Annotated in this window: 11 protein-coding genes; 6 read left to right on the forward strand and 5 right to left on the reverse strand. The window is 42.0% G+C overall.

The features are described from left to right. Position 1: 1 nt before the first annotated feature. On the reverse strand, positions 2-1111 hold the full coding sequence (locus FB6_RS06520; protein ID WP_174559229.1) for a beta-ketoacyl-ACP synthase III: 1110 nt from the start codon (positions 1109-1111) through the stop codon (positions 2-4). 28 nt (positions 1112-1139) lie between these two features. Further along, complete coding sequence (gene hrpA, locus FB6_RS06525) at positions 1140-5045, reverse strand: ATP-dependent RNA helicase HrpA (RefSeq protein ID WP_438819959.1); 3906 nt, start codon at positions 5043-5045, stop codon at positions 1140-1142. 547 nt (positions 5046-5592) lie between these two features. On the opposite strand from hrpA, the gene ahpC reads away from it, so the two are divergent. Next, entirely contained in the window at positions 5593-6156 is a 564-nt protein-coding gene (gene ahpC / locus FB6_RS06530) for an alkyl hydroperoxide reductase subunit C (RefSeq protein WP_174559231.1), read from the forward strand. 114 nt (positions 6157-6270) lie between these two features. Here the strand turns inward: ahpC and FB6_RS06535 are convergent, their stop codons facing one another. Then, a complete protein-coding gene (locus FB6_RS06535) occupies positions 6271-7458 on the reverse strand; it encodes a low temperature requirement protein A (RefSeq protein WP_174559232.1) in 1188 nt (395 codons plus the stop codon). Positions 7459-7695: 237 nt separating this feature from the next. Between FB6_RS06535 and FB6_RS06540 the strand changes: the two genes are divergently transcribed. Continuing rightward, a complete protein-coding gene (locus FB6_RS06540; protein WP_174559260.1) occupies positions 7696-7902 on the forward strand; it encodes a KTSC domain-containing protein in 207 nt (68 codons plus the stop codon). 389 nt (positions 7903-8291) lie between these two features. On the opposite strand, the gene FB6_RS06545 is transcribed toward FB6_RS06540, so the two are convergent. Then, positions 8292-8882 carry an O-methyltransferase gene (locus FB6_RS06545; protein ID WP_174559233.1) on the reverse strand — a complete coding sequence of 197 codons (591 nt, stop codon included), beginning with the start codon at positions 8880-8882 and terminating at the stop codon, positions 8292-8294. Positions 8883-8949: 67 nt separating this feature from the next. Continuing rightward, a complete protein-coding gene (locus tag FB6_RS06550) occupies positions 8950-9171 on the reverse strand; it encodes a DUF1653 domain-containing protein (RefSeq protein ID WP_174559234.1) in 222 nt (73 codons plus the stop codon). 269 nt (positions 9172-9440) lie between these two features. On the opposite strand from FB6_RS06550, the gene ahpF reads away from it, so the two are divergent. From ahpF to FB6_RS06570, 4 genes are all read left to right on the forward strand, one after another. After that, the gene (ahpF, locus tag FB6_RS06555) at positions 9441-11006 is read left to right on the forward strand and encodes an alkyl hydroperoxide reductase subunit F (protein WP_174559235.1); all 1566 of its coding nucleotides are present in this window, start codon (positions 9441-9443) and stop codon (positions 11004-11006) included. Positions 11007-11197: 191 nt separating this feature from the next. After that, positions 11198-11542 (forward strand): hypothetical protein, encoded by a 345-nt coding sequence (locus FB6_RS06560; RefSeq protein WP_174559236.1) that lies wholly within the window; start codon positions 11198-11200, stop codon positions 11540-11542. A gap of 121 nt (positions 11543-11663) precedes the next feature. Continuing rightward, on the forward strand, positions 11664-12365 hold the full coding sequence (locus FB6_RS06565) for a VIT1/CCC1 transporter family protein (protein ID WP_174559237.1): 702 nt from the start codon (positions 11664-11666) through the stop codon (positions 12363-12365). Between the two features lie 139 nt (positions 12366-12504). Continuing rightward, positions 12505-13716 (forward strand): YeeE/YedE family protein, encoded by a 1212-nt coding sequence (locus tag FB6_RS06570; RefSeq protein WP_174559238.1) that lies wholly within the window; start codon positions 12505-12507, stop codon positions 13714-13716. The last annotated feature ends 35 nt before the right edge of the window (positions 13717-13751 follow it).

Here is a 13751-nt window from a genome sequence, read left to right on the forward strand (position 1 = left end):
CTTATGCGACAACGTGTTTTTGTACCAGAATCGAACCGACTGAATAGCCTGCGCCGAATGAGCAAAGAACGCCATATTCACCATCATTCACTTCATGTGCAGAACGGTGCAATGCAATCATGACACCTGCAGAAGACGTATTGGCAAACTCATCTAAAATAATTGGCACTAAAGCACGGTCAGCATCTTTGCCCACAACATATTTCAAGATCAGGTCATTCATACTGGCATTAGCTTGGTGCAACCAGAAACGTTTCACGTTACTTGGTTCAATTTCATTTTTCTCAAGCTGCTTGGTTATGATTTTCGCAACCAGTGGACACACTTCTTTAAATACCTTACGACCGTCCTGACGGAACAATTTGTCATCTACAACCGCATCTTCACTACGGTTTAAATAACCGAAGTTGTTACGGATATTGTTTGAAAATTGCGTGAACAAATGTGTATCTAAAATATCAAAACCGGTTTTAGTAGTGGTATCTTCAATAATTGATGCTGTAGCCACATCACCAAAAATAAAGTGACAATCACGTGAACGGAAATCAGTATGACCTGAAGTAATTTCCACGTTCACCAATAATACACGACGTGCGCCGGTTTTAATGGCATCAGCCGCCTGTTTTAAACCAAAAGTTGCAGCCGAACATGCCACATTCATGTCATAGGCATAGCCTTCAATGCCTAAAGCAGTTTGGATCTCAATCGCAACTGCAGGATAAGCACGCTGGATGTTTGAACAGGACAGAATCACGACATCGATATCTGCAGCAGTCACACCGGCATTTTCCATCGCCTGTTTAGCTGCAATCACACCCCATTCGGCTTGAATGGAAAGTTCATCATTACTACGTTCGCGTAAACGTGGATATAGACGTTTTGGATCTAGGATGCCTGATTTTTCAGCAACATAGCGACTTTTAACACCGGATGCTTTTTCAATAAATTCTGCATTTGAACCGCGACGTGCTTCAATTTCACCCGCAGCAATTTTGTCAGCATTGTCGAGGTTAAACTGTTCCACATAAGCATTTAAACTTGCAACCAATTCTTCATTGCTGATGGATTCTTCTGGGTGATAAAGACCAGTACCGGTAATACGAATGCCCATGCAAAACTCCTGTTAATTTCGCGCTATGTTAACTGATGCCCAATTGCGTCCATACTTTTTGCAATCGGGTTGGAGAAATTGGCATCTTGGTTTTCATTGGCTGTGAAAACAAGGAAATACGATATTCTTCAACCATAAAGTACAGATCTTTCAGGCGAGCGTCATTTTTAAACTTAAACAATTTTTCCATCCATGGGTCAATTTGATCAATGGCAGAATTGTCCCTTTGTAGGTTATTTGGCAAGCGTTCCAAACGCAAGACCAAGGCCTTTAAATAACGTGGAAATTCCTGCCAAATATCTGAAGATTTGACATAGACACAGTCTGAAAGATTCATCAGGTCTAGCTGATCTTCAACATCATCAATATTTTTTCCAAAGATAGAATCGTCTAAAACCAATAATTTCCGACGAATATCCTGCCATTGGATATAAATTTCACTCAGTATAGATAATGCCTGTTGTCCATGCGTAAGGAAAGATTTTTTTACATTTAAAATCAAGTTTTGAAACTCTTCAGCATTGACAGGAAGATCATTTATTGTCATCTGCAGTGTGGCATAAACTAACATTTGCTCCAGTTGAGCCTTGTCACCCAGCGGTGAATAAGCCAAAGCCAAGGGCTTGGAAATCTGTTTTTTCAGTTGGCGAGCCAGGTCACCCAACTGCATATAAACCAGATGAATAACACCTTCCCGATGCTGTTTAATCGCTTCTGCCTGATCATTAAAGGTTTGAATCACCACTCCAGATTCATCTTTAATATCCAGTTGTGCAAAAGATTTGCTCGGAACTAGGGCCTGATATTGCTTGACCACCACACCTGTCACTTTTTGTGAAGCTTCAAAAGTGAAGTTCTCGGGGAAGGTTTTAAACTCACCTTTGAGCTGCTTGACCGGGCTATGGGTTTCAGTACGGCAACGCGCTTTCAGCTCAGACAGATCACGGCCTTTTTCAATTACTCGACCCTTTTCATCAATGACTTTAATAAAAGGCAGTAAATACTGCTCGACCCGTTCAAATGAAAAGTCTTTTTCAGTAATCTGTTCACCGCGCAGCTGGAAAGCCAAAAATTTGAAAATATGGTCGTGCAAATGAACCGCATCAATGCCATTCACGAGTTTGCGAGCCGTGTCTGGAATCGGCACCAAATTACGACGCTTGTCCTTAGGCAAAGATTTCAATAAGGCTTCGATCAAATCTTTACGCCAACCCGGTATACCCCATGACCAGATATTTTCATCCACCTGTGGCAAGGCCTGAACCGGAATTTTGATCATTGCGCCATCTTCATCATGACTTGGATCGAAACGGTAACTGGCTGCCAGACGCAATGCACCATTATGCAAATAATCAGGAAATTGCTGTGTCGTTGGACGGTCATTCATCCACAGCGCATCATCATCCACAAATAAATAGCGTGGATGTTGCGGTTCAACTGTGGCACGCCAGTCTTCAAAACTGCGACGGCTTGCAACTTCTGCCGGTACTTTCTCGGCATAGAACTGATAGATGGTTTCTTCGTCCACCACCAAATCGCGACGACGGAGTTTATCTTCTACCCGTTCCACTTCTTCAAGCTTAAGTAAATTATGCTTTAAGAAAGGCGGGGTAATGCCCAAATGCCCCGTGGTTAAAGCATCCCGCAGGAATATTTCATGTGCTGCCGGCTGATCTACCTTTTCATAGTTCATTAAACGCTTCGGTTCAATGATTAGGCCAAACAGCGAGATCTGGTCATAGGCATTCACAATACCGGCTTTCTTCGACCAATGTGGCTCGAAATAGTGATGCTTGAGCAGGTCACGCGCAGCCAGCAGAATCCATTCCGGTTCAATCTTCGCCAAAGTCCGCAAATACACCTGAGAAGTTTCCACCATCTCAAAGGCCATCACCCAGGATGCCCCCCCTTTATGCAGCGTCGAGGCCGGGAAAATTCGGGCTTTTTGCTGACGTACTGCCATGTAGACATTTTTTTCGTCAGTTTTATTGGCAATAAACGAAAGCAGCCCGGTTAATAAAGCGCGATGCAGATTTTCATAACTGGCTTTTTTGTCATTAAAGGAAAGCTTTAAGCCTTGAGCCAGTTCAAATAACTGTTCATGGGTCTTTTTCCACTCCCGTAAACGTAACCAGCTTAAGAAATGCTGCCGTGCAAAATTACGACGTTTATTTTCATTCATCGATGCACGGTTTGCCTGCAAGGTTTCCCATAACTTAATGTAAAACAAAAAGTCAGAATCCCCTTCCTTAAATAAGGCATGTTTCTGATCGGCCTGACTCTGTTTATCTGCCGGACGTTCACGCGGATCTTGCACCGCCAGTGCGGCCACAATAATCAGCACTTCATTCAGTACACCAAAATGCGCCCCGCCCAAAATCATCCGAGCCAAGCGTGGGTCAATCGGCATTTTTGCCATTTGCTGACCGATTTTGGTTAAGCCACTGCTTTGAAGTCTCCCTTTCTCAATAGGTGAGGCGTTCTTCGCCGCAAGTGAGGGATTTACTTTATCAGCTTCAGTTTTAGGGGGATTTTTCTCAGATAAAGCACCAAGTTCAATCAGCAGCTTACGGCCATCATTCACTAAACGATGATCCGGTGGCTCAATAAAATCAAAACTTTCCAGATCACCCAGATTTAGACTTTGCATCTGTAAAATCACGGATGCCAAATTGGTTCGTTTAATTTCCGGTTCAGTAAATTCAGGACGGCTCTGGAAATCTTCTTCACTATACAGACGGATACAGACACCCGGCGCAATACGGCCACAGCGACCTTTACGCTGATTGGCTGCCGCTTGAGAGACAGCTTCAATCGGCAAACGTTGTACCCGTGAACGGTAGCTATAACGTGAAATACGCGCAAAACCGCTGTCAATCACATAACGGATATTCGGTACAGTTAAAGCTGTTTCAGCGACGTTGGTGGCAATAATAATGCGTCGTCCGCCGCCGCCCGGATTAAAAATCTTTTGCTGTTCTGCTATCGCTAAACGGGCGTACAAAGGCAAAATTTCGGTGTGCCGTGGACCATGCTTTTGCAAGGTTTCCTGAAGTTCACGAATTTCCTGTTCGGTACTGGCAAAAATCAGGATATCGGCATGTTCTGGATGGCCTTTTTCCTGCGCATCTTGAAAACATTCTTCTACCGCCTGAACCACGGCTCGTGGCAAGTTTTCTTCGAAATCATCAAACTCATCATCATCACTACCGCCAATACTCATTTCTGAAATGGGGCGATAACGCACTTCAACCGGATAACTGCGGCCTTCTACTTCAAACACTGGCGCATCATTAAAATAATTGCTAAAGCGGTTTACATCGAGCGTTGCGGAGGTAATGATGACTTTTAAATCTTTACGACGCGGCAAGAGCTGTTTTAAATAGCCCATGATGAAGTCGATGTTCAATGAACGTTCATGTGCTTCATCAATAATAATGGTGTCGTATTTGGTTAAATAGCGGTCATTCGCCAGTTCCGCCAGTAAAATACCATCGGTCATCAAGCGAACAATCGAGTCCTGCGAACCTTGCTCGTTAAAACGGATTTTAAAACCGATGGATTCACCGAGTTTTTCACCCACTTCTTCGGCAATGCGCTGAGATACGCTACGAGCTGCCAGACGACGCGGCTGGGTATGACCAATCATCCCGGTCAGACCACGACCAGCCAGCATGGCAATTTGCGGTAATTGTGTGGTTTTACCGGAACCTGTTTCCCCGGCCACAATAATCACCTGATGCTGCTGAATTGCTGCAATCAGCTTATCTTTATATTGGGTAACAGGAAGGTCTTGATTCAGTTTGATATTCGGAACGCGTGACAAACGCTCCCGAACTTTATGATTCGATTTTTCAAAGAGTTCTTGATATTGTTTTTCGTTGGCATCTTTACCTTTGCGTAGCCGATTTAAACGATGACGGTCACGTGCCATGACCCATTGATCTACATTTAAATGACTGACCACAGATAACCTATCCCAAAACAAAAAATTGAACTGAGCATTTTACGCTGTAACGCATCCAAGAGAAAGACAGGTACAGATTTATTCATAGCCTTTGATATAAAGAATATGCAAAACCCTCAGCATGAACCCAAAGCTGAGCGTGATATTTACGTTTTAGATCATCATTCATGTTATTCATTAATTAAAAAATAAATCATCAGAATATATTTTGTACACATTCACCAAAATTATCCGGCAGATTTGAAAAGAAATTTATTTTTTAAAAATTTACCCTTGATTTTTAGTGCTTGAACCTTCATGTTCTTAACCAAGCTGAAAAACTGCTCTTTTGTCATTCGATGATCATTTTTATGTGCTTGAATAGACAAGAGAATCAGATTTGCCGGAATTGTAAGCTTATATTTGTTAATTCGGTTTTTCCGATTTCAATAATGTAAAAATACCATTTCAGCAATAAGAAAAAATTCGCTATCCTTTTGGAAATCAAATACAAACCTCGATCATGGAGACAATGATGAGCTTAATTAATACTGAAGTTAAACCATTCAAAGCACAAGCATTCCAAAACGGTCAATTCATTGAAGTAACTGAAGCTGATCTTAAAGGCAAATGGTCTGTAGTATTCTTCTACCCAGCTGACTTTACTTTCGTTTGCCCAACTGAGCTTGGTGACCTTGCTGACAACTACGCTGAATTCCAAAAATTAGGCGTTGAAATCTACTCAGTTTCTACTGACACTCATTTCACTCACAAAGCTTGGCACGATTCTTCAGAAGAAATCAAAAAAATCCAATATGTAATGGTTGGTGATGCGAACTGGACACTTGCTAAAAACTTTGACGTATTAATCGAAGCTGATGGTCTTGCTGATCGTGGTACTTTCGTTATCGATCCTGAAGGCAAAATCCAAATCGTTGAAATCAACGCTGGTGGTGTAGGCCGTGATGCTTCTGAACTTCTTCGTAAAGTTAAAGCAGCTCAATACGTTCACGCTCACCCAGGTGAAGTTTGCCCAGCTAAATGGAAAGAAGGCGATGCTACTTTAGCTCCTTCAATCGACCTAGTTGGTAAAATCTAATCTCTATTAGATTGAACTGATTTAAAAAAACCGCGCTTTTGGCGCGGTTTTTTTCAGGATGCATTTAACCAGCGCTGATATTTCACCAATACATAAGCAACACCCTAGCAATGCTTAATATATATGATCAGATTCAGACTGCTCTGCTTTAAAGATCCACTTAGATAGCACTAAACGCAGCCCATAAACCAGTGCCATTGCAAAGACACAATAACCAATCGATTGAATCAAAAAAGGAATAATCAGAATGACTGCTGCTGTTAAGGGATAAAACCATTTTCCCAGCCCATTCAAAAATGGCAAATCATGTAATAACCACAAACTAAAGCTATAAAGAATTAAAGTAATGGCAATAATAAAACCGGCGTATTGATGGCTAATTTCAGCATGTGATGCAGCTACATCCACCGCTGCTGCCAAAGCTGCGCCTACCGAAGCAATCGCAATAAAAATAAAGAAGTGCCCATATCCCCAAATAAAGACCCGTTTATGATTATTCAAACGTCCATGAATAGTCCGATCAAAATACATCCACCACATGGTAAACATCATCATGACCCCACCAATCGTTAGAAAAATAAGTTCGGTATTAATTACTTGATGCTTAACCGCATCAGATACGGCATTAAAGCTGGCTACAATCGACTCCCCTAACACAATGATCGTCAACAAGGAATAACGTTCTGCAATATGATGTGGATGCCAAGGCGTTTTGCCATATTTTTCTGCAATAAAAGGTACAGAAAGTTCAGCAAGAGCTAAGGCCACAAAAAAATATGCACTAAAATCAATGGGTGAAAAATGAAAAAATAACCATCCGATTTGAATAATGGCAATACCAATCACATAACGATAAATCGTACTGCGTCGCTCCGGATCATGTTTGGCAGCACGTAGCCACTGCAAGATCAGCACCGTCCGCATGACCACATAACCAAGGATAATGATATCAAAATCAGATTTTTGGAATGCGGCAGGAATACCTGCCGCAATGACCAATGCACCAATCATTTGTACCATGGTCATTAAACGATACAACGTGTCGTCATTATCATAGGCTGAGGCAAACCAGGTAAAGTTCATCCAAGCCCACCACAAAGCAAAAAACACCATAAAATATAATGGCAAGCTATGCATTAGATGATTTTCAATAATCGCGTGATGTAACTGTTGACCCGCAGATGCAATTGCCACTACAAAAATCAGGTCGAATAAAAGTTCGAGTGAAGTTGCAACCCGATGTGGTTCTTTCACATCTCTTGGTTGCATAGGTTTGAGACTTTTGAGAAAAAATGTCGACATAAAGAACCTTATTATTTTAGCCAAAGCAACATCGTGATGTTTTAAAGCGATGCTTAGACCATATTGATTTTAATCGATCTAGTTTATGGTGTTTTTGAAAAAAACAGGATACTAAATCTCAAAATTAGTCTACCTTCCACTTTTTATTTCTGTTATACATCAACTATGACCTTTTTGATTCGGGTCATGCTCACTAAGACATCAACAGACTTTGGTCATATAAAAAATGAGGTGCTTATGGGAACACTCAATGCAGTAACTTCTTGGAAATACAGTGCATCTTCACGCTATTTAAAAATTTTTTACGATAATGGCTCTGGTGACTTATATTATCCCGTACCACCTTTTATTTATGATAATTTGCTCCGATGTAATGACAAAGCGGCTTTTGTACATAAATATCTAGAATATGACTTACATTTTTCCCGGGTTTCGATTCATTAAAAAATCAGGGCTTTGACAGTAATTGCCCCATAGGTTGAATTTAAGCTAGTTTCGGATACATGAGGTGGCATGGATGCCACACGTTATCCATCCCTTGCGCTGCATTTTAAAGCAGTGCTTAAAACTAGCTCAGGACGTTGTGTATGGCTAACAAAGGCTTTTCTTGCGGACGCAAAATATATTTTTAGCTCCTCATTTTAGCCTCTTAAAAGTAAGACTTCGCCTACACAAATATCTTTCGATTTTATTGAAAAATTTCGGCAGTGAAAGCTTCTGACTTAAATAAGATAATTTTGAACCTTCATATAAGCAAAGAATAAGGGACAGTAATATGGTCTTTGCCCTGATTTTCATGTACGACATATTCATTAGTTGCATAGAATGGACGCTTATTTATAACAAATCATAAATAAACCTGCCCCAATCGACAGGGTCATGGTCATAAAACGCGCATCACTTTTAACAATTTCAATAAACTGTTTCACTTCACCTGCGTGCGATATCACATTGTCTACAAAGATTACTCCATGTTGCGGATGCAGCAATTTCTGTAAATAGGGCCAATAATCAATGTAGGCATCACGCTCAGCATCAAGCAAGATAAAATCATATTGCTGTTCGTCACTTTCCAGAAAAGCTTGCGCATCTCCCACCCAGAAATCAATCACCCCATCCAGCTCCAGTTCTTGAGCATATTGCTGGGCCTGCTGGGTTCGCGCCGGATCAATTTCTAAAGTGGTGATTCGTCCTGATGAAATCTGCACGGCATTGGCTAGCCATAAGGTCGAGTAGCCTGTTGAAGTCCCAATTTCCAGAACAGATTTGGACTGTTGCATACGAATTTGCATGGCCAAAAATAACGCAGAATCCGGTTCAATATTACGATAGCGCTGAATACGATTGCTTTGTAATGCGTCAAATTTAATGAAGCTTTGATACAAATCCCGCATTCGATTCTGGAATGTTTCGCTCATGCTCATATTCGATGTCCCTATCTTTATTTATTGCTTTTTTTCAGTCTAAATTTTTTAGCGCGTTTAATCTAGCTTAGCTCGTCTCTTGAATTAGTTTAAATCTCGGGACGACTTGGCCATCTTCCAAAGTGACCGTTTCCTGAAACATCGCCAAGGGACGAACCCACATTGAATAATCACCATATAAACATTGATATACCACAAGTTTTTCTTCTGTTTCACTATGGGTAGCCACATGAAATACCTGATACAGCTTGCCTTTATAGTGCTGGTAAATTCCGGATTTAAGTTGCATTTTTCTCACCTCTTTTAAAGCTACCGCCATCATAATCAAAAATGATACGTATCTTCAGTTAATTTATAAACATTTATACCGATTAACTACTTGAATATTCACATTAAACCTCCATTTATTCTGCAGAGATTTTTATAGATGGTTTTTATAGACAACTCAACAATCTATAAAACCGATTGTTTTTATAAAAATGAAATGTTTTACCAATTTAATGATTTATCCTACTATAGCTGTATTGAATAAGTATTGACTCCCTTGGAGACGTTAGCATGTTAGACCAAAACACTTCAGCACAACTGAAAACCTTATTAGAACGTTTAGAAAGCCCGATTGAACTGGTCGCAACTTTAGATGGTTCAGACAAATCTGACAAAATCAAAGAACTGGTGACTGAAGTTGCAGCGCTGTCTGATCAGGTGACTGCACGTTTTGATGGCAGCAACAAACGTGCACCTAGCTTTGGGGTGGCGAAAGCTGGTGAACAACCGCGTGTCTTCTTTGCCGGTTTGCCAATGGGACATGAATTTACCTCGTTGATTCTGGCCTTGTTACAAGTGTCTGGTTATGCCCCTAAAGTCTCTGACGAAGTATTGGCTCAAATTAAAAGCTTAAACATCAGCACCGACTTTGAAGTGTTTGTCTCACTGAGCTGTCATAACTGTCCAGATGTGGTGCAAGCCTTGAACCTGATTGCGATTAACAATCCGGGTACGACTGCCACCATGATTGATGGTGCGTTCTTCCAGGACGAAGTGGAACAACGCAAAATTATGGCGGTTCCGATGCTGTTCCAGGACGGCAACCACATCGGTCAGGGTCGTATGACACTGGAAGAAATCATTGCCAAACTGGATACCAACTCAGCAGCCAAAGATGCCGAGAAACTGAATGCCAAAGCTGCTTTTGATGTACTTGTGATTGGTGGTGGACCTGCAGGCAATACCGCAGCGATCTATGCTGCACGTAAAGGTATTCAAACTGGGATCGTAGCGGAACGCTTTGGCGGTCAGGTCATGGATACCATGGATATTGAAAACTACACTTCGGTGCAAAAGACCCAAGGTCCAAAATTTGCCGCTGAAATGGAAGCCCATGTTCGTCAATATGGCGTTGACATCATGAACCTGCAAAAAGTGTCTGCCATTAAAGGTGCCGATGAAACCGTGAATGGTCTGGTAGAAGTGACGTTGGAAAACGGCGCTAAACTGGAATCCAAAACCATCATCCTGTCCACCGGTGCCCGTTGGAGAGAAATGAACGTGCCGGGTGAGCAAGAGTATAAAACCCGTGGTGTGGCGTACTGCCCGCACTGTGATGGCCCGTTGTTCAAAGGTAAACGTGTTGCGGTAATTGGTGGCGGTAACTCGGGTGTTGAAGCGGCGATTGATCTGGCAGGGATTGTCGAGCATGTCACTTTGGTGGAATTTGATACCAAACTGCGTGCGGACCAAGTCCTGCAAGACAAACTCAACAGCTTGCCGAACACCACCGTGATCAAAAATGCCTTGTCGACCGAAGTTGTGGGTGACGGTTCACAGGTTACAGCTTTGAAATACAAAGACCGTGCCACTGATGAAGAGCACACAGTTGAATTGGCGGGGATTTTCGTGCAAATCGGTTTGTTACCAAACACCGATTTCCTGAAAGCCTCAAAAGTTGAACTGAGCAACCGTGGCGAGATCATGATTAACGAACGCAACGAAACCAATGTGAAGGGTGTATTTGCTGCCGGCGACTGTACCACAGTACCATATAAGCAAATCATCATTGCTACTGGTGAAGGTGCCAAAGCATCACTGTCTGCTTTTGATTATATGATCCGTTCTGGGCAGTAATTTGTCATCGACATAAAACTGCCTAAATCAGGCTTATATCACAAGGTGATATAAGCCTTTTTTTTCACTCAATTTTTTCATAAAAAATAATTACATTTAATCAACAATTTTCGATCGTTATTTGTTCATTTTTTTAGCTATATTCAAAATATCCAGTTTAAGTGGATGCCACAATTAAAAGGAAATGAAAAATGAATAAATTACTTATTGCTTTAGGTCTGGCTGCTACCGTTGCTTTAGTTGGTTGTAATAAAGAAAAAGCCCCTGAAACAGGTGCAACCACAGGCGAGCATCTTGAAAATGCGGCAGATCAAGCTGGTCATGACATTTCAAATGCTGCTGATGAAGCTGCTGCTAAAACTCAGGCTGCAACAGATGAAGCTGCTGCTAAAATTGATGCTGCCGGTGAAGAAGCTGCTGCTAAAACTGAAGCAGCTGCAAAAGATGCAAAGCAAGCAGCTAAAGATGCCACCGCAGCAACTGCAAGTGCTGTAGAAGACAGTGCTGCTCATGTGAAAGAAAAAGCGCAACAATAATCTGTATTGTTGAACGAAAAAAGCTCCTGATCAGGAGCTTTTTTTTATTGGATTAATCTTGGTTTTTATGAATATTTCTTTTATGGTGGAATAAATAACGAATTATTAAGGACATATATACATGTCATTTTCCCATCATTCTGAAAAACATTATATTCAAAGAACCGGCTGGCTGCGTGCCGCAGTACTCGGAGCGAATGATGGCATTATTTCAGTGACCAGTTTAATTATGGGCATGGCCGCGAGTGGTGCTTCAACTCAGACCTTAATCATTACCTGTGTTGCCGGCCTTATTTCTGGCGCAAGCTCGATGGCTGCAGGTGAATATATTTCAGTCAGATCACAGGTGGATATTGAAGAAGCAGATTTGCACATGGAAGCACGTGAACTTGAACGTAATCCACACCATGAACTGAAAGAATTGACGCAGATTTATGTCATGCGTGGTTTAACTCCAGAACTTGCCCATGAAGTAGCCGTCCAGTTGACCGCCAATAATGCTTTAGAAGCACATGCCCGCGATGAAATCGGCATTCATGAAAATACCGCAGCCAATCCCTTACAAGCTGCGGGTTCATCTGCCCTTGCTTTTTCAATCGGTGCACTTTTCCCGATGGTTTCAATTTTAATTAGTCCGGAACAGCATGTTGAAACAGTGGTCATGGTGGTTGGGATTTTATCACTGGCTGGATTAGGTGCTTTATCCAGTTATTTTGCCGGTACATCCAAACTGAAAGGAAGTTTACGTGTGGCCATTTGGGGCATCATTGCCATGAGTTTTGCAAGCTTGGTCGGTTCTTTATTTCATGTTTCAACATTTTAGCGAGCATATTATTAATTTTATTGATATAAATAATCAATTATTCTCAATTAAAAATCTCATAAACTATAGGTTTTGATAATATTTAAAGTTGAATAATGGATTAAAATATCCTGACTAATTTAGTCGGATTTATTCTCCCATGTCTGTTATTGCTGCACAAGCCAATCGATCTAATCTGTCGATTTGGGTTGCTGTTTTTCTGATATTGATTGGCACCCTCGGTGCTTATCAAATCGTCGGGCTGAATCAGGCCCTTTTATTTTTGGTGGGTGGTGCCTTGGGTATGACCTTGTACCATGCCTCATTCGGTTTCACCTCTAGCTGGCGAGTGTTTATTAAAGAACGTCGTGGCCGTGGTTTACGTGCCCAAATGATCATGCTTGCCCTTGCGGTATTGCTATTTTTCCCTGCCTTAGGTGCAGGTGAGCTTTTTGGCAATCCGGTTAAAGGCAACGTTAGCCCTGTGTCCATGTCGGTTATGATTGGTGCTTTTATCTTTGGGATAGGCATGCAATTAGGCGGTGGCTGTGCTTCCGGTACGCTGTATACCGTAGGTGGTGGTAGCGCCCGTATGATCGTCACACTGATTTTTTTCTGTCTCGGTTCTTTAATTGCCACTACCCATTTAGGCTGGTGGTTTAATCTGCCACACCTTGAACCGATTTCAATTGTGTCAAGTTTAGGTGTAATTCCCGCACTTATCCTGAGCTTTGTGCTGTTCGCTGCGATTGCGCTTGCAACCATCTTTTTTGAGAAAAAACGTCATGGTTCACTTGAAGTCGAACCCAAAGCTCAAACTCAAGGTTTTAAACGCTTCTTGCGTGGTCCATGGCCACTGATTTGGGGCGGCATTATCCTCACCCTGCTGAACTTCGCCACTCTCACTTTAGCCGGTCGTCCATGGGGTGTGACTTCTGCACTTGCCGTTTGGGCAGCCAAAACCGCCAGTTTTGCCGGTGTCGATGTAGCGTCCTGGGCCTACTGGCAGCAACCTGCCAATGCCAAAGCATTATCTGAGTCCTTGTGGTTTGATATTACCTCGATGATGAACTTCGGCATTATGCTGGGTGCATTATTGGCGGCAAGTCTGGCAGGTAAATTTGCTCCCAATTTCAACATTCCTAAACGTTCGCTCATCGCTGCTGTGATTGGTGGCTTACTGCTGGGTTACGGTGCACGTCTGGCCTATGGTTGTAATATTGGTGCTTATTTCAGTGGTATTGCCTCAGGCAGTTTGCATGGCTGGTTATGGCTGATCTTTGCCTTTATTGGCAACGGCATTGGGGTCAAACTTCGCCCTATTTTCTTCCCGGGTGAACGCCCTCAGCCTGAAAAATTAACTGGTTGTTAATTACAGTACTCAATCATTAAAAAGCCCATCACGTG

The organism is Acinetobacter bouvetii, assembly GCF_902753875.1.
Lineage (GTDB): Bacteria > Pseudomonadota > Gammaproteobacteria > Pseudomonadales > Moraxellaceae > Acinetobacter > Acinetobacter bouvetii_A.

What these genes read in the sequence shown, in the direction of transcription:
- ahpC (WP_174559231.1), top strand. Translation starts at nt 5,593, where the DNA reads ATGAGCTTAATTAATACTGAAGTTAAACCATTCAAAGCACAAGCATTC.
- FB6_RS06570 (WP_174559238.1), top strand. Translation starts at nt 12,505, where the DNA reads ATGTCTGTTATTGCTGCACAAGCCAATCGATCTAATCTGTCGATTTGG.
- FB6_RS06550 (WP_174559234.1), bottom strand. Translation starts at nt 9,171, where the DNA reads ATGCAACTTAAATCCGGAATTTACCAGCACTATAAAGGCAAGCTGTAT.
- FB6_RS06540 (WP_174559260.1), top strand. Translation starts at nt 7,696, where the DNA reads ATGGGAACACTCAATGCAGTAACTTCTTGGAAATACAGTGCATCTTCA.
- FB6_RS06535 (WP_174559232.1), bottom strand. Translation starts at nt 7,458, where the DNA reads ATGTCGACATTTTTTCTCAAAAGTCTCAAACCTATGCAACCAAGAGAT.
- ahpF (WP_174559235.1), top strand. Translation starts at nt 9,441, where the DNA reads ATGTTAGACCAAAACACTTCAGCACAACTGAAAACCTTATTAGAACGT.
- hrpA (WP_438819959.1), bottom strand. Translation starts at nt 5,045, where the DNA reads ATGGCACGTGACCGTCATCGTTTAAATCGGCTACGCAAAGGTAAAGAT.
- FB6_RS06565 (WP_174559237.1), top strand. Translation starts at nt 11,664, where the DNA reads ATGTCATTTTCCCATCATTCTGAAAAACATTATATTCAAAGAACCGGC.
- FB6_RS06520 (WP_174559229.1), bottom strand. Translation starts at nt 1,111, where the DNA reads ATGGGCATTCGTATTACCGGTACTGGTCTTTATCACCCAGAAGAATCC.
- FB6_RS06560 (WP_174559236.1), top strand. Translation starts at nt 11,198, where the DNA reads ATGAATAAATTACTTATTGCTTTAGGTCTGGCTGCTACCGTTGCTTTA.
- FB6_RS06545 (WP_174559233.1), bottom strand. Translation starts at nt 8,882, where the DNA reads ATGAGCATGAGCGAAACATTCCAGAATCGAATGCGGGATTTGTATCAA.